The sequence below is a fragment of the Polaribacter sp. HA6-7 genome (assembly GCF_055693625.1).
In genome coordinates, this window is record NZ_CM146338.1 from 557,510 (window position 1) to 572,313 (window position 14,804).

The following is a 14,804-nucleotide window of genomic DNA, read 5'->3' on the forward strand; positions in this document are numbered from 1 at the left end:
ATAGAAACACAACTAAAATTATAGAAATGATAAATCTAAATACGAAATCGATTTCGTTAGAAAATTTAGGAATCAGAAATGCAACTGTTCGTTACCAATTAACTTCGGATGAACTGCATGCAGAAACTTTAGAAAAAGAACAAGGTGTAGAATCTTCTTTAGGCGCAATTGCGGTTAATACCGGAGAGTTTACAGGAAGATCACCAAAAGATAGGTTTATCGTAAAAGATGATATTACCAAAGACCAAGTTTGGTGGAGTGATATTAACTTACCATTTGACGCTGATAAATTTGATGCACTTTATAACAAAGTAACCGATTACCTTTCGGATAAAGAATTATTTGTAAGAGATTCTTATGCTTGTGCAGACGAAGATTATAAATTAAATATTCGCGTTGTAAACGAATATCCTTGGAGTAATATGTTTGCTCATAATATGTTTTTAAGACCTACAGAAGAAGAACTTAAAACATTTGATGCAGAATGGACGGTTGTTAATGCACCTGGTTTTATGGCAGATGCAGCGGTAGATGGTACACGTCAGCATAACTTTGCAATTTTAAACTTTACAAGAAAAATTGCTTTAATTGGTGGTACAGGATATACTGGTGAAATTAAAAAAGGAATTTTTTCTGCTTTGAATTTTATCTTACCAGTTTATAAAAACACTTTACCAATGCATTGTTCTGCAAACGTTGGTAAAGATGGTGATACGGCTATTTTCTTCGGATTATCTGGTACAGGTAAAACAACACTTTCTACAGATCCAGATAGAAGTTTAATTGGTGATGATGAGCACGGTTGGACTGCAGAAAACTCTGTTTTTAACTTTGAAGGAGGTTGTTATGCCAAAGTAATAAACCTTTCTAAAGAGCAAGAACCAGAAATTTTTGGAGCCATTAAAAAAGGAGCAATCTTAGAAAATGTTATTATGGACGATAAAGGTGAAATAGACTTTGCAGACATATCAATAACACAAAATACTAGAGTTAGTTATCCAATTTATCATATAGAAAATATTAAAAAACCATCAATTGGTAAAAATCCTAAAAATATTTTCTTTTTAACGGCAGATGCTTTTGGTGTGTTGCCTCCAATATCTAAATTAACACCTAACCAAGCTGCATATCACTTTATATCCGGTTATACAGCTAAAGTTGCAGGTACAGAAGCAGGTGTAACAGAACCAACACCAAGTTTTTCTGCGTGTTTTGGTGCGCCTTTTATGCCTTTACATCCAACTAAATATGCAGAAATGCTTAGTAAGAAGATGAAAGATGCAGGTGTAAACGTGTGGTTAATTAATACAGGTTGGTCCGGTGGACAATATGGTGTTGGTAGAAGAATGCCATTAAAATATACAAGAGCAATGATTTCTGCTGTTTTAAACGGCGATTTAGGAAGTTACACATACGAAGATTATCATATTCACTCTGTTTTTGGTGTGGCGCAACCTAGAAGTTGTCCTGGTGTACCAACGGAATTATTAAGTCCGAGAGCTACATGGAACAATGATGAAGCCTACTATAAAACAGCTTTTAAATTATCTAATGCATTTAGACACAACTTTAAACAATTTGAAGATGTAGCTAGTGAAGACATCCGAAGAGGAGGTCCACAACGTTATGCTTTTTAGATAAAAACATATTTTTTAATAAAAACACCTCTTTTTGAGGTGTTTTTTGCGTTTTAAGCATGTTTTTCATTAAAAATTGGTTTGAGTCAAGATTTGAAGTTATAGAGTTAATGTAAACTACTCTTTCAAATTATCTTTGCGGTGTACTTATAATGGTATAGAAATTGCAATAATTAGAACAACAGAGAAAGTTAACCATAAAAAAATAAATATGAGCAATAGTAGCAACACAGTAGTAGGTTTATTAGCAGGTACAGTAATAGGGGCAACCTTAGGTATTTTATTTGCACCGGATAAAGGAGAAAAAACAAGAAAGAGAATTTCTGAAGAAGCGATTGCAGCAAAAGACAAAATGACAGAAAGAGCTTCCGAATTGCAAAGTCAAGTTTCTTCTACTGTTTCAGACAAAAAAGAAACTTTAGATACGCAATTAGAAAATGTAGTTTCTAACGTTAGTCATAAAGCAGAAGATGTAATTACTACTTTAGAGAAAAAGCTGAAAGAGTTAAAAGAGAAAAATAAAAAATTACAAAAATCTGTCTAAATAGATGAGCATTTTTAAAAGTTTTAGTAATTCTGCAGACAAAGGTACAGATGCTGGTAAAGAGTTTGTTTCAAAATCTTACGAGCATGCAAAATTAAAAGCGTTTCAAATATCTGCCTTAACTATAGGTATGATTGCTAAAATACTTTTATTAGGAGGTTTGGCTTTTATTGGCTTTGTTTTCTTATCAATATCGGCAGCAATAGCATTAGGAGAACTTTTTAACAGTAGTGCTTTAGGGTATTTAGCTGTAGCAGGAATTATAATTGTTGTTGCATTGCTTTGTTATCTTTTTAGAAAAACTTTAGATAAAAAAGTTATTAGTAAAATGTCTGATGTATTTTTTAATTAAATATAAAAGTTATGAAAAACTATACTAGTTTCCAGGAAATTGACAGAGATTTAAAGCAATTAGCTTTAGAAAGAGACATCGCATTAGAAGAACTAAAAGTTGTGAAAAATGATTTTGAAGAAAGCTTAAAGCCATTAAATATTTTAAGTAGTTCTCTAAAGTTTTTAAGTAAATACAGTGCTTTAGTATTTATAAAAAAGATTTTTAAATAAAATATAACAGCAAAGTTATTCGATTGTTTTTATAATATTCGAATAAGTGGTTGGTTGATTGATGAACCTCAGCGTGAATGCGCTGAGGTTTTTTTATTGCTCTAATACTGCGGTTAATCTTTTCTTAAACTGATTAGGAGTGATATCATATTTTTCTCTAAATATTTTAGAAAAATAACTTCTGCTACTAAAACCGATTGAATATACTATTTGAGAAATATTTAAATCTGTAGTTCTAATTAAATCTCTAGCAGATTCTAATCGAACATGTCTTATATATTCTGTAACTGTTCTATTGTATAAAAATTTAAAACCATCTTGTAATTTCGATTGCGTTAAACCTGATTTTAAAGATAAATCTTCTAAAGAATAATCTTTTTCCGGTCTTTTAAAATAAGTACACTTAATTTTCTAATAATTTTTAATTCGCTTTTATCTAAAGAAGTTGGTAGTGGTACACCAGCTAAAAGTCTATTATGTTGTTGTATGTGTAAAGACAATATTTCGTACACTACAGCTTCAATTTTAAGAATTCTAAGCATCCCTTTGCCTTTTACTTTTTTGAGCTTCTTAATTAAATCGGCCATTTTTAAATTAAGTGTACCATAATTAGAAAAACGATTTTCATGATCTGTATCAGCAAAAACTTCATATAATTTTTTGTTTAGGCTAGAAACGTTAGAGGTTCTCTTTTGTAAAAATTGTTTTCTTACAATTTCTATTAAATTTAGATTTAAGTGTTCGTTTTTGATGAAATGTAGGTAATTATAACCGCCTGTTTTATTTGTGAAAATTAAAGATTGAAATTGTTCTACCTTTTTTTCTGTATTGTCTACACCAAATCGATGTTTAAAAGAACCAACTGAAGGATATAAAAACCGGATAGGATTAAACTCCGGTTGCGCTAAGATTTTAAAAACAAACTCTTTTCGAAGTGTAATGTCAAAATCTAGTAGATTCACGCCCCAATCAAAAGGGACAAATCGTAAAGTGCCTATAGCATTTTCATTGTCTATGGTTAGAATACTTTCGTTCCAATTATTTATAATAGAACCGCCAATTTTTTGCTGTATTTGTTCAAGTAAATCTTTCTGACTGTTCGCAATTATATCAATTGTTATCATAATTAAATACTTGAAGTTACTGTAAATGTTCTACTTATAAAGATAACTTAAAATTATTTAGAAAAATCATATCGATTAATACTTTTAGGAAAAGAGCTAAAAAATTTTCGATTTCGGCTGTAAATTTGAACAAATAAAAAAAATATATCATGAATATTTACGAGGAAATAAGAATAGACCACGACAAGCAAAGAGAACTTTTAGACAAATTAGTTGATACTTCGGAGACACAAACTTAAGAGATCAATTATTTAAAGAATTAAAAGAAGAGTTAGAAGTGCATGCAAACGCAGAAGAACGTCATTTTTACAAGCCTTTAATTACTAATGATATGATGCAAGAAAAAGCAAGACACGGTATTGCAGAACATCATGAAATAGATGAGTTGATAGAAAAATTAGAAGAAACCGACTACGATTCTTCTGCATGGTTAAAAACAGCAAAAGATTTAAAAGAAAAAGTGGAGCATCATCTAGAAGATGAAGAACATCAGTTTTTTCAATTATCAGGTAAAGTTTTTTCAGAAAAAGAAAAAATTACTTTGGCAACTAGCTATAGAAAGTACATGAAAGAGAACATAGCTGTATAAATATCAAAAAAAACTCTAAAAATTTATAGAGTTAATTATAAAAGTATTTGCACTAATAGTTCTTTTAGATAAGAGCTAATTTTGAAATATCAAATAGATGTAAAGCGTTTGGCATCTTAAAACGAAACGAGCGTTCATTAAAAAAAATAGAAAAATGAATACTTACACACAAGAAGTTGGACAGAAATTAAATGCTCTTTTAGAGAAAACATACGATGCAGAAAAAGGATTTAAAAAAGCTGCAGAAAATATAGAGAACAATTCTCTTAAAATATACTTTAATAGAAAGGCAGAAGAAAGATATACTTTTGGGCACGAATTAAAAAAAGAAATCAAATCTTTTAACCAAGATGTAGATAAAGGTGGTAGTTTAACAGGAACAGCTCACAGAGCTTGGATGGACGTTAAATCTTTATTTTCTTTAGATGACGAAGAGTCTATGTTAGAAGAAGCAATACGAGGAGAGAAAGCTTCTATTGAAGAATATAATGATGTTTTAAAAGAAACAAGTTTACCAAGTAGTACTAAAGATGTGTTAGAATCGCAAAAAGCTACTATAGAAACAGGTCTTTACAATATTAAATCTTTAGAAGAAATATCATAAGATTTAAACTTTAGTTAGAACTCTAAAAAGATGCTGCTAAGCATCTTTTTTTTTTTGTTAGAGTTGCTTTTTGTGTTCTATTAGAGTTAATAATCAATCTATTAGAGTTAAGTAAAGCACTATAAACCAGTTAAATTTGTAGTGTAAGAAATAGGAATATCTATTTATATATTAACCATTAAAACTTTAAAATTATGTTACGTTGGACAATCACATTTGTAGTAATTGCATTAATTGCTGCTGTATTAGGATTTGGAGGAATTGCAGGAGCTTCTGCAGGAATTGCTAAAATATTATTTTTTGTATTTTTAGTATTATTTGTGCTTTCTTTAATTAGAGGCGGAGTAAAAAGATAAAACTAAAACTTTATATATAAAAAAACTGTTTAATTAAATTTAAACAGTTTTTTTATGCAATAAAATGATGTTTTTTTGCGTGTTCTATAGCTTCTTTAGAAGAATCAACAATAAAAAATTCGGTGTCATTATAATTCTCTATCAATAACTTAATGCGTTCCATTTTTTTACTGTGTAGCACACTTCTTAAATAAATAGCTTTTATTTTATTGGGATAATTTTTAGTGATTTCCATATAAATATCAGCATCATGTTCACCCGCATCTCCTATTAAGATAAATTTTAAATCGTTATAAGTGTTAAGAATATTTCTAATTTCGTTTTGTTTTTGTGGTTTCTCTTCAATAGTTTTTTTCTTAAAAATACTACCCGCAGTTCTTAGCAAAACAGCTCCTTCCGTAAAATTATTTTTTTCAAGAAAAAAGTCTAAATATCGATATAAATTCCAAGGACTATGACTAACATAAAACAAAGGATTTGCGTTTTTGCCGATTTACCAAGATGTAACAAGTTGTAAAACTCTGCAGCACCAACAAGTGCTTTCCTTTTAAAGGAGAAACAAAAAATGTATTTATAAGTACACGCCATTTCATTCTAGAAATAACGCCAGTATGTAAAATGGTGTCGTCTATATCGCTTATAATTCCGTAGTCTACTGTTAATTTAGGTATCAACATTTTACCTAAAAATCTATTGTTTTTGGTAATTTTTCTGTTGATATTAGTATCGGTAAACGAAATTTCAAAGTTTAACCACCCTTCGGTATCAGTTAAACTAGTTAAATTATTTAAGGTCTCAGAAACTTCAAAATAACCTTTATTATCTGTTTTAGTTTCAATTTTATGGTTATTTGGTAATTGAATTGTTAAGGCTGTATTTCGAACCTCATCACTTTCAAAACGCTTCCAGGTATTTACAAACAAACTAAAAATATTGTTTTTTTCTAGGTTGATATTTTCATCTTGTAAAGCTCTACCTCTAATATAAAAATGTGTATCGCTACCATAACTATTAAAAACAATTATTTGTAAAGGATCTTTACTGAAAAGTGACATGTATTATTAGGGTTTATAAATTAATTAGGTTCAAACAAAAATACTAATTGTATAGAGGAAGTAATGAATTTTCTTACTATTATTTGAGTTAAGAAGATTTTTTTGAGCTAATAAGAACTGTTAAATACCTTTAGTTTTGCCACGTGCTTTTATAAAGAGCATGTTAAGTTTAACCAAAATTTTAAATATTATGAAAAAAATTATTATGACAATAATGGCAGCAACTGTATTGTATAGCTGTGATGTAGATCAAACGAAAAAAACTAAATTACCGGATGTAGATATTGATGTAGATACAGAAGCAGGACAATTACCATCTTTTGATGTAGATTGGGCAGATGTAAACGTAGGTACAACAACTAAAACTGTAAAAGTGCCTAAAGTAGTGGTGGTAATGGAAGAAACAGAGGTAGAAGTGCCTTATGTAGACGTAGATATGCCAAATGATGATGATACGTTAGAAAAGGAAGAGCAAACTTTAATGGTAGAAGTAGAAGTTACAGATAAAGAGCACAAGATTGACATTAAAGAGATTAGAGCCATGAACAATAATTTAGTTGTTATTTCTATGTTAGAAGAAATGGATCAATCTATAAATGATAAAAAGATGAGAATCTCAGATCAGATTACATTAAACGCGCCAGATTTAAATGTAAAATATTATATTGTTGGTGAAAAACCGGATAGAATTTTTAATACAAGATATAAGTATTTTAAAACAATAGAAGACTTAAACCAAAAAATTGGTGATGATTACAAAGTAATTTATAAGAAATAATTTATCTTATTATTGATAAAAAAAGCTGCAGTTAATGCAGCTTTTTTTATGCTCTTATTTTTAAAGTATTTTATTTCAAGTTATAACTTTTGTTTACAGTTTCAGTTTTAGAAACTTTTGCAAGTTTATTGTCTTTTTGCTTTATTATTATTTCTTTTTTAACCTCTTTACCTTGAACTTTATTTTCAGTATGTCCACCTAAAATAGGAGCTATAACCAAACCAATTAAACAAGTTAATTTAATTAAAATATTCATTGACGGACCGAAGTATCTTTAAAAGGATCTCCAACAGTATCACCGGTAACAGCTGCTTTGTGTGCATCAGAACCTTTATACGTCATTTCTCCATCAATTTCTACACCAGCTTCAAAAGATTTTTTTGCATTATCCCAAGCTCCACCAGCATTATTTTGAAAAATTGCCCATAAAACTCCGAAACTGTTACACCTGCCATATAACCACCTAACATTTCTGCGATAGCTAATTTATCCATACCAAAAGCCAAAGGAAGAAATGCTATTACTAAAGGGAAACCAATAGTTAATAAACCTGGTAACATCATTTCTTTTAAAGACGCTTGTGTAGATATTGCTACACATTTATCATATTCTGGTTTTCCTGTGCCTTCCATAATACCTGCAATATCTCTAAATTGTCTACGAACCTCTTGTACCATTTCCATAGCAGCTTTACCTACGGCATTCATTGCCAAAGCAGAAAAAACAACTGGTACCATACCGCCAACAAATAACATTGCTAAAACCGGAGCTTTGAAAATGTTAATTCCGTCTATTCCTGTAAATGTTACATACGCAGCAAAAAGCGCTAAAGAAGTTAAAGCGGCAGAAGCAATCGCAAAACCTTTTCCTGTTGCAGCTGTTGTATTACCTACAGAATCTAAAATATCTGTACGCTCTCTTACAATTGGTTCTTGCTCGCTCATTTCTGCAATACCACCTGCATTATCAGAAATTGGCCCGAATGCATCAATAGCTAATTGCATAGCTGTAGTTGCCATCATTGCAGAAGCAGCTAATGCGACTCCATAAAAACCAGCAAAAGCATAAGAAGCCCAAATTGCACCAGCAAATAATAATACTGAAGGAAAAGTTGAAATCATACCTGTTGCTAAACCTGCAATAATATTTGTACCTGCACCTGTAGAAGATTGTTGCACAATTTTAAGAATAGGAGATTTTCCTAGACCGGTATAATATTCGGTTACAGATGAGATTACTGCACCTACAATTAAACCTACTAAAGTTGCGTAAAACACTCTCATAGAAGAAATTTCTTGTAGACCTTCACCAAAAAACTCCATAGTCATAGTTTCGGTAGCATCCAAGTAACTAAACCAAAACAAGAAAGACCAACTAAAATAATAGAAGTCCAATTTCCTTTATTTAAAGCTCCCATAACTTGAGATTCTTTAGCGTTGTTATCACTAATTTTTACCAACATTGTACCGATAATAGAAATTATAATTCCAGCACCTGCAATTGCCATTGGTAATAAAATAGGGCCAATTCCTCCAAAAGCGTCGTTTATACTTCCGCCCATATCTTTAATAACATAATTACCTAAAACCATTGCTGCCAATACGGTAGCAACGTAAGAACCAAATAAATCGGCTCCCATACCTGCAACATCACCAACATTATCACCAACATTATCTGCAATAGTTGCTGGGTTTCTAGGATCATCTTCGGGTATTCCTGCTTCTACTTTACCTACTAAATCTGCACCAACATCTGCAGCTTTTGTGTAGATTCCGCCACCAACTCTAGCAAAAAGAGCAATCGATTCTGCACCTAAAGAAAAACCAGCTAAAGTTTCTAGAACAATTGTCATATCGGTGGTAGAAGTCCGGACTCCGCCCATAAATTTTTGATAAAAAACAATAAAGAAAGCAGTTAAGCCTAATACAGCCAAACCTGCAACACCAAGTCCCATAACAGTACCACCGCCAAAAGAAATTTTTAATGCATTTGGTAAACTTGTTCTGGCTGCTTGTGTAGTTCTAACATTTGTTTTTGTAGCTATTTTCATACCGATATTACCTGCAAAAGCAGAAAAAACAGCACCAAATATAAAAGCAACAACAATTAAGATGTGAGTGGTTGGTACAATAAAAGAAACTGCTGCTAGTGCAATACTAACAATAACTACAAAAATTGCTAATAGCTTATATTCTGCGCTTAGAAAAGCAAGCGCACCTTCATAAATGTAATCAGAAATTTCTTTCATTTTACCGTCTCCTGCATCTTGTTTCATTACCCAAGTTTGTTTAATCCACATGTAGATTAAACCTAATACTGCCATTGCAATCGGCATCCAAATCATTAGTGATTCCATATATTAAATTTATTTGATTAGTTAAAAAATGATTGTAAATGTAATAAATTCAATTTAAAGTGTATAAAAAAATAAATTTCACATAAAATAGGCTTAAAATAAAGGATTATGTAATTTTTTTGATAGTTATTCTGAATAATTGATTTGTGGTAATATGATAAAAATATGACTTGGAATAAAGTTTGAAACAAAAAAACTCTTTAAAATTATTTAAAGAGTTTTAAAATACTTATAACATGTATTTAGATTTTAAATTGATCTACTTTTTTGTAGTCGCTTTCTTCATATCTTTTTACAGATTCAGAGAATATTTGGTAAGCCTCTTTAGCATCTCCCCATCCACCAACATCTACTTTTTTCTTTTCTAAATCTTTATAAACTTTAAAGAAATGTTCTATTTCTTTTAATCTATGAGGATTTAAGTCAGAAATATCACTTTTATTGTTCCGGATAGGATCTGAAATTGGCACACAAATAATTTTTTCATCTGGTCCTTTTTCGTCAGTCATATGAAATACACCAATTGGTTTTACTTCGATAACACACATAGGAAAAGTTGGCTCGTGACCTAATACTAATACATCTAACGGATCATCATCTAAAGCTAAAGTTTCTGGTACAAAACCATAATCTGCAAGGTACATCATAGAAGAAAATAACATTCTATCAAAACGAATCTTATTTAAATCAAAATCATACTCATATTTATTTCTACTTCCTTTAGGTATCTCTATTAAAACATCAAAAGTCTTCTTATCTTCTGAACTCATAAATTTCTTATTTATCTTTTAAACTTATTGCAAAAGTAGTAAATCTTATAAGTTTTTCAATATATTTTATAGTGTATTTGCGCAATGGTTTTCGAACTTATTTAGAATGAAAAAATCCTTTTTTCAAACTAAGAAAAAAGGATTTTTAAAATTTATGTAAAATTATGTATTAAATATACATTACTTCTTTTACTGCTTTTATAACATCTTGTGCATTCGGAATCCATTTTTCGAATAAAACAGGAGAGTAAGGTGCTGGTGCATCTGCAGTAGTTATTCTTTTGATTGGAGCATCTAAATAATCGAATGCTTCGTTTTGAATTCTATATGTAATTTCTGACGCTACACTTGCAAATGGCCACGCTTCTTCTAACACTACTAATCTATTTGTTTTCTTTACAGAAGTTAAAATAGCTGCGTGATCCATAGGGCGCACAGTTCTTAAATCTATAATTTCTACAGAAATATTGTCTTTTGCTAATTCGTCTGCAGCTTTGTAAGCTTCTTTAATAATTTTACCAAAAGAAACAATAGTAACATCTGTACCTTCTCTTTTAATGTCTGCAACACCAATTGGTATAATGTACTCTCCTTCCGGAATTTCCATCTTATCACCATACATTTGTTCAGACTCCATAAAAATTACCGGATCATCATCTCTAATAGCTGCTTTTAATAATCCTTTAGCGTCGTATGGATTAGATGGTACAATAACTTTTAAACCAGGTGTGTTTGCAAACCAGTTTTCAAATGCTTGAGAGTGTGTTGCTCCTAATTGACCTGCAGATGCAGTTGGTCCTCTAAAAACAATAGGACAATTGAATTGCCCACCGGACATTTGTCTAATTTTTGCTGCGTTGTTAATAATTTGATCAATACCAACTAAAGAGAAGTTAAAAGTCATGTATTCTACAATAGGTCTGTTGCCATTCATAGCAGAACCAATTGCAATACCTGCAAAACCAAGTTCTGCAATAGGAGTATCTATAACTCTTTTTGCACCAAACTCGTCTAACATTCCTTTACTAGCTTTATAAGCTCCATTATATTCTGCAACTTCTTCACCCATTAAGTAAATGCTTTCATCTCTGCGCATTTCTTCGCTCATGGCTTCACAAATTGCCTCTCTAAATTGAACTGTCTTCATTGAATCTAAATTATTGTTTGTTTTTTGATAAGCAAAAGTAAGGAATTTATGAGTAAATAAAATGTACTTTTATATCAAAAATAGAAGAATTTTATATTTTGAACATGTTTATTGATTTTGTTAGTAAAAAAAGTTTTTTTTAATTGTATATATAATTATAAATTCACTTTTTGTTTTAAAGTATTCAAATAGAATAGAGGGGTTACCTAGTTTTATTTTTATGCTATTTTATATTGTTTTAATTATTTTTAGTCTATTACTGTATAATAAAGTAAAAGCAATTTTAAACAATGTTAAAAAAATGAATTTTATCTTGTTTGCTTTTTCTTTGTGCTTTTTTTGCTTGTTGATGTTTATTAATTTAAAAGTAGACGGATTAAGCTTAAATACGGATAGATGGTCTGCTTTAGAGGTTTTAATAAAAAGTATTTTAGAAGGAAAATATCCTTATGCTATTTTAGATCATTTGGGCAATACTACCTCTAACTTACCAGGTTTATTTTATGTTGGGTTGCCATTTTATTTGTTAGGAGATGTTGGTTTTTTACAACCATTTACTTTTTTGTTTTTGTCGATATTTATTATACTTTCTAAAATTAAAAATGATGAAAAGGTTTTTATTTTTTTACTATTTACGTTAGCACCTTCATATTTTTGGGAAGTTATTGGTAAAAGCGATTTGATGAGTAATTGTATTTTAGTCCTTCTTTTTATTTCAATTTGGCAGCAAAAATTCAAGAATAATATTTTTAAACAGTCCTATTTAATTGCATTCTTTTCTGCTTTTTTAGTATTAACAAGAGGTATTGTCGCAATACCCTTAACCATATTTATGTTTTCAGAATTTATAAAAGTAAAACCTTATAAGAAGTTGCTTTTTATTTTATGTTTTTTAATGTCATTAATTTTTATTTCATTACCTGTTTTTATAGACTTACCAAGTTTAACATTCATAAAAGAACACAATCCGTTTAATCATCAAACCGAGATATGCTCCAAAGATTTTAATCTTAATTTCTCTATTACTTCCATTCGTTTTTTCGTTTAAAGTTAAAAATAGTAGTGATGTGTTTTTGTTTTCAACCTATATTTTATCAGGATTAATGTTTGTTACTTTTATATTAAATGTAATTGAGGAAGGTTTTTATGCAAACATAAATGGTAATTTATTTGATATTTCGTATTTGTCTATGATACTTCCATTTATTCTCATGTATTTTTTAGAAAAGGCTAAAAATCTAAACAACAATTTATCTTAAATTGATAAATAAATAAAAAAATACTATGCACGCATAGTATTTTTTAAAAAAAGCCGTAATTTCGTCAACAAGAAAAGAATATAAAATTATAATTTATGAAAATATTAGTTTGTATTAGTCACGTACCTGATACCACTTCAAAAATTAATTTTACAAATAATGATGCTGAGTTTGATAAAAACGGTGTGCAGTTTGTAATTAATCCTTATGACGAATTTTGTTTAACAAGAGCAATGTGGTTTAAAGAAAAGCAAGGTGCTACAGTAACGGTTGTTAATGTTGGTGGTGCAGAAACAGAACCAACGCTAAGAAAAGCTTTGGCAATTGGTGCAGATGACGCTATTAGAATAAATGCAGAACCAACAGATGGGTTTTTAGTAGCTAAAGAATTAGCAGAAGTTGTAAAAAACGGTGGTTTCGATTTAGTTTTAGCAGGTAAAGAATCTGCAGATTATAATGGTCAAATGGTACCAGGAATGTTAGCATCATTAATAGATTTTAACTTTGTTAACGGTTGTGTAGAGATGGAAGTAGACGGTACAAGCGTAAATGCAAAAAGAGAAATTGATGGTGGTACAGAATCTTTAGCAACAACTTTACCATTAGTAGTTGGTGGACAAAAAGGTATTGTAGAAGAAAAAGACTTGCGTATTCCTAACATGAGAGGAATTATGATGGCACGTAAAAAACCATTACAAGTAGTAGAAGCTACTGGCGCAAATGCATCAACAAATATTCAAACTTACGAAAAACCAGCACCAAAAGGAGCTGTTAAATTAGTAGATGCAGATAATTTAGATGAGTTAATTAATTTATTACACAACGAAGCTAAAGTTATTTAAGTTTCGGTAAAAGTTTTTACATTCTAAATTTTATCAAAAAAATAATTAAAAATTCATTTTCTCTAAGCGCTTTAATGCTTTAGAAAATATAAAAATAAAAAATATGTCAGTTTTAGTATTTGCCGATTCAACAGACGGAAAATTTAAGAAAACTGCTTTTGAAGTAGTTTCTTACGGAAAAAAAGTTGCAGAACAGTTAGGTGAAAATGTTGTTGTTTTAACAATAAACGCTGCTGATTCTTCAGAATTACATAAATATGGTGCAGAAAAAGTTTTAGCGGTTTCTAACGATAGTTTAGCAACATTTAATGCAAAACAATATGCAGCAGTAGTACAACAAGCAGCAGCAAAAGAAAGTGCATCTGTTGTAGTTGTAGATTCTAGTATAGATGGTTTATATTTAGCACCTTTAGTAGCCGTTTCTTTAGAAGCAGGTTATGCATCTAATGTAGTTGCTGCACCATCTAGTACAAGTCCTTTTACAGTAAAAAGAAAAGCATTTTCTAACAAAGCATTTTCTAATACTGTAATTTCTACAGACAAAAAAGTTATTGGTTTAGCAAAAAATTCTTTTGGTATACATGAGAATGCAGTAGAAGGAACTGTAGAGGCTTTTGATGCAGAAGTTGCTGCATCGGGCGTAACATCAGAAAATATAGAAAGAGTAACCGGTAAAGTAACAATTGCAGATGCAGATACTGTAGTTTCTGCAGGTAGAGGTTTAAAAGGACCGAAAATTGGGGAATGGTAGAAGAGTTAGCAGAAGTCTTAGGCGCTGCAACAGCTTGTTCTAAACCAGTTTCAGATTTAGGTTGGAGACCTCACGGAGAGCATGTTGGGCAAACAGGTAAACCAGTTGCTTCTAATTTATATATTGCAATTGGTATTTCGGTGCAATACAGCATTTGGCAGGTATTAATGCATCTAAAGTAAAAGTAGTTATTAATACAGATCCGGAAGCACCATTTTTTAAGGCAGCAGATTACGGAGTTGTAGGAGATGCTTTTGAAGTTGTACCTAAATTAATAGAAAAATTAAAAGCGTTTAAAGCCGCTTAAATAGTTTGGGCGTGCCCAAATTATGAAGTAATAGCATTTCAAAAACCTATCAGAATTTATTGTTTTGATAGGTTTTTTTAAGTTAATCAATTTCTAAAATCATAATTTCGTCAGGCTTTCG

At 30.3% G+C, this 14,804-nt stretch carries 16 protein-coding genes and 2 pseudogenes; 11 read left to right on the top strand and 7 right to left on the bottom strand.

The genetic code is table 11. From position 1 onward, the window contains the following. Window positions 1–26 precede the first annotated feature (26 nt). The 4 genes from pckA to ACZ1HD_RS03130 all read left to right on the top strand — a co-directional run bounded on the left by pckA (window position 27) and on the right by ACZ1HD_RS03130 (window position 2,745). Window positions 27–1,637, top strand: coding sequence for a phosphoenolpyruvate carboxykinase (ATP) (gene pckA, locus ACZ1HD_RS03115; protein WP_077811147.1), 1,611 nt, complete (start codon window positions 27–29; stop codon window positions 1,635–1,637). 211 nt (window positions 1,638–1,848) lie between these two features. Next, window positions 1,849–2,181, top strand: a complete 333-nt coding sequence (locus ACZ1HD_RS03120; protein ID WP_079738169.1) for a YtxH domain-containing protein — start codon at window positions 1,849–1,851, stop codon at window positions 2,179–2,181. 4 nt (window positions 2,182–2,185) lie between these two features. Then, entirely contained in the window at window positions 2,186–2,533 is a 348-nt protein-coding gene (locus ACZ1HD_RS03125; protein WP_472688621.1) for a hypothetical protein, read from the top strand. Between the two features lie 11 nt (window positions 2,534–2,544). After that, window positions 2,545–2,745: a hypothetical protein gene (locus ACZ1HD_RS03130; protein WP_472688622.1), complete on the top strand. Its 201-nt coding sequence runs from the start codon at window positions 2,545–2,547 to the stop codon at window positions 2,743–2,745. Between the two features lie 93 nt (window positions 2,746–2,838). Here the strand turns inward: ACZ1HD_RS03130 and ACZ1HD_RS03135 are convergent, their stop codons facing one another. Beyond that, on the bottom strand, window positions 2,839–3,153 hold the full coding sequence (locus tag ACZ1HD_RS03135) for a helix-turn-helix transcriptional regulator (protein ID WP_472689262.1): 315 nt from the start codon (window positions 3,151–3,153) through the stop codon (window positions 2,839–2,841). Beyond that, entirely contained in the window at window positions 3,108–3,869 is a 762-nt protein-coding gene (locus ACZ1HD_RS03140) for an AraC family transcriptional regulator (protein WP_472688623.1), read from the bottom strand. The genes ACZ1HD_RS03135 and ACZ1HD_RS03140 overlap by 46 nt, the downstream gene beginning before the upstream one ends. 277 nt (window positions 3,870–4,146) lie before the next feature. Between ACZ1HD_RS03140 and ACZ1HD_RS03145 the strand changes: the two genes are divergently transcribed. The 3 genes from ACZ1HD_RS03145 (at window position 4,147) to ACZ1HD_RS03155 (ending at window position 5,418) form a co-directional block, all read left to right on the top strand. Further along, window positions 4,147–4,458: a hemerythrin domain-containing protein gene (locus tag ACZ1HD_RS03145; RefSeq protein ID WP_472688624.1), complete on the top strand. Its 312-nt coding sequence runs from the start codon at window positions 4,147–4,149 to the stop codon at window positions 4,456–4,458. Between the two features lie 154 nt (window positions 4,459–4,612). Further along, window positions 4,613–5,062, top strand: coding sequence for a ferritin-like domain-containing protein (locus ACZ1HD_RS03150; RefSeq protein ID WP_077811152.1), 450 nt, complete (start codon window positions 4,613–4,615; stop codon window positions 5,060–5,062). Between the two features lie 194 nt (window positions 5,063–5,256). Then, window positions 5,257–5,418 carry a DUF1328 domain-containing protein gene (locus ACZ1HD_RS03155; RefSeq protein WP_077811153.1) on the top strand — a complete coding sequence of 54 codons (162 nt, stop codon included), beginning with the start codon at window positions 5,257–5,259 and terminating at the stop codon, window positions 5,416–5,418. A gap of 52 nt (window positions 5,419–5,470) precedes the next feature. Here ACZ1HD_RS03155 and ACZ1HD_RS03160 read toward each other — a convergent pair whose 3' ends face one another. Together ACZ1HD_RS03160 and ACZ1HD_RS03165 are read right to left on the bottom strand one after the other, a co-directional pair. Further along, a complete protein-coding gene (locus ACZ1HD_RS03160; RefSeq protein WP_472688625.1) occupies window positions 5,471–5,890 on the bottom strand; it encodes a phosphatase domain-containing protein in 420 nt (139 codons plus the stop codon). Beyond that, the gene (locus ACZ1HD_RS03165; RefSeq protein WP_472688626.1) at window positions 5,877–6,473 is read right to left on the bottom strand and encodes a hypothetical protein; all 597 of its coding nucleotides are present in this window, start codon (window positions 6,471–6,473) and stop codon (window positions 5,877–5,879) included. The genes ACZ1HD_RS03160 and ACZ1HD_RS03165 overlap by 14 nt, the downstream gene beginning before the upstream one ends. A gap of 190 nt (window positions 6,474–6,663) precedes the next feature. Here ACZ1HD_RS03165 and ACZ1HD_RS03170 point away from each other — a divergent pair, with 190 nt between their 5' ends. Beyond that, a complete protein-coding gene (locus ACZ1HD_RS03170) occupies window positions 6,664–7,251 on the top strand; it encodes a hypothetical protein (protein ID WP_079738176.1) in 588 nt (195 codons plus the stop codon). A gap of 70 nt (window positions 7,252–7,321) precedes the next feature. On the opposite strand, the pseudogene ACZ1HD_RS03175 reads toward ACZ1HD_RS03170, so the two are convergent. From ACZ1HD_RS03175 to ACZ1HD_RS03185, 3 genes and pseudogenes are all read right to left on the bottom strand, one after another. Further along, window positions 7,322–9,607 (bottom strand): annotated as a pseudogene (locus ACZ1HD_RS03175) (sodium-translocating pyrophosphatase). A 242-nt stretch (window positions 9,608–9,849) separates the two neighbouring features. Continuing rightward, a complete protein-coding gene (locus ACZ1HD_RS03180; RefSeq protein WP_472688627.1) occupies window positions 9,850–10,377 on the bottom strand; it encodes an inorganic diphosphatase in 528 nt (175 codons plus the stop codon). A 169-nt stretch (window positions 10,378–10,546) separates the two neighbouring features. Then, entirely contained in the window at window positions 10,547–11,524 is a 978-nt protein-coding gene (locus ACZ1HD_RS03185) for a pyruvate dehydrogenase complex E1 component subunit beta (RefSeq protein ID WP_077811158.1), read from the bottom strand. A 301-nt stretch (window positions 11,525–11,825) separates the two neighbouring features. Between ACZ1HD_RS03185 and ACZ1HD_RS03190 the strand changes: the two genes are divergently transcribed. The 3 genes and pseudogenes from ACZ1HD_RS03190 to ACZ1HD_RS03200 all read left to right on the top strand — a co-directional run bounded on the left by ACZ1HD_RS03190 (window position 11,826) and on the right by ACZ1HD_RS03200 (window position 14,683). Then, window positions 11,826–12,572, top strand: coding sequence for a hypothetical protein (locus ACZ1HD_RS03190; protein WP_472688628.1), 747 nt, complete (start codon window positions 11,826–11,828; stop codon window positions 12,570–12,572). Between the two features lie 306 nt (window positions 12,573–12,878). Then, window positions 12,879–13,625, top strand: a complete 747-nt coding sequence (locus tag ACZ1HD_RS03195; protein WP_077811159.1) for an electron transfer flavoprotein subunit beta/FixA family protein — start codon at window positions 12,879–12,881, stop codon at window positions 13,623–13,625. A 103-nt stretch (window positions 13,626–13,728) separates the two neighbouring features. Further along, window positions 13,729–14,683, top strand: a pseudogene (locus tag ACZ1HD_RS03200) (electron transfer flavoprotein subunit alpha/FixB family protein). Window positions 14,684–14,804: the final 121 nt, after the last annotated feature.

Coding starts and splice junctions, on each gene's coding strand:
- pckA (WP_077811147.1), top strand. CDS start 27: ATGATAAATCTAAATACGAAATCGATTTCGTTAGAAAATTTAGGAATC.
- ACZ1HD_RS03120 (WP_079738169.1), top strand. CDS start 1,849: ATGAGCAATAGTAGCAACACAGTAGTAGGTTTATTAGCAGGTACAGTA.
- ACZ1HD_RS03125 (WP_472688621.1), top strand. CDS start 2,186: ATGAGCATTTTTAAAAGTTTTAGTAATTCTGCAGACAAAGGTACAGAT.
- ACZ1HD_RS03130 (WP_472688622.1), top strand. CDS start 2,545: ATGAAAAACTATACTAGTTTCCAGGAAATTGACAGAGATTTAAAGCAA.
- ACZ1HD_RS03140 (WP_472688623.1), bottom strand. CDS start 3,869: ATGATAACAATTGATATAATTGCGAACAGTCAGAAAGATTTACTTGAA.
- ACZ1HD_RS03150 (WP_077811152.1), top strand. CDS start 4,613: ATGAATACTTACACACAAGAAGTTGGACAGAAATTAAATGCTCTTTTA.
- ACZ1HD_RS03155 (WP_077811153.1), top strand. CDS start 5,257: ATGTTACGTTGGACAATCACATTTGTAGTAATTGCATTAATTGCTGCT.
- ACZ1HD_RS03165 (WP_472688626.1), bottom strand. CDS start 6,473: ATGTCACTTTTCAGTAAAGATCCTTTACAAATAATTGTTTTTAATAGT.
- ACZ1HD_RS03170 (WP_079738176.1), top strand. CDS start 6,664: ATGAAAAAAATTATTATGACAATAATGGCAGCAACTGTATTGTATAGC.
- ACZ1HD_RS03180 (WP_472688627.1), bottom strand. CDS start 10,377: ATGAGTTCAGAAGATAAGAAGACTTTTGATGTTTTAATAGAGATACCT.
- ACZ1HD_RS03185 (WP_077811158.1), bottom strand. CDS start 11,524: ATGAAGACAGTTCAATTTAGAGAGGCAATTTGTGAAGCCATGAGCGAA.
- ACZ1HD_RS03190 (WP_472688628.1), top strand. CDS start 11,826: ATGAATTTTATCTTGTTTGCTTTTTCTTTGTGCTTTTTTTGCTTGTTG.
- ACZ1HD_RS03195 (WP_077811159.1), top strand. CDS start 12,879: ATGAAAATATTAGTTTGTATTAGTCACGTACCTGATACCACTTCAAAA.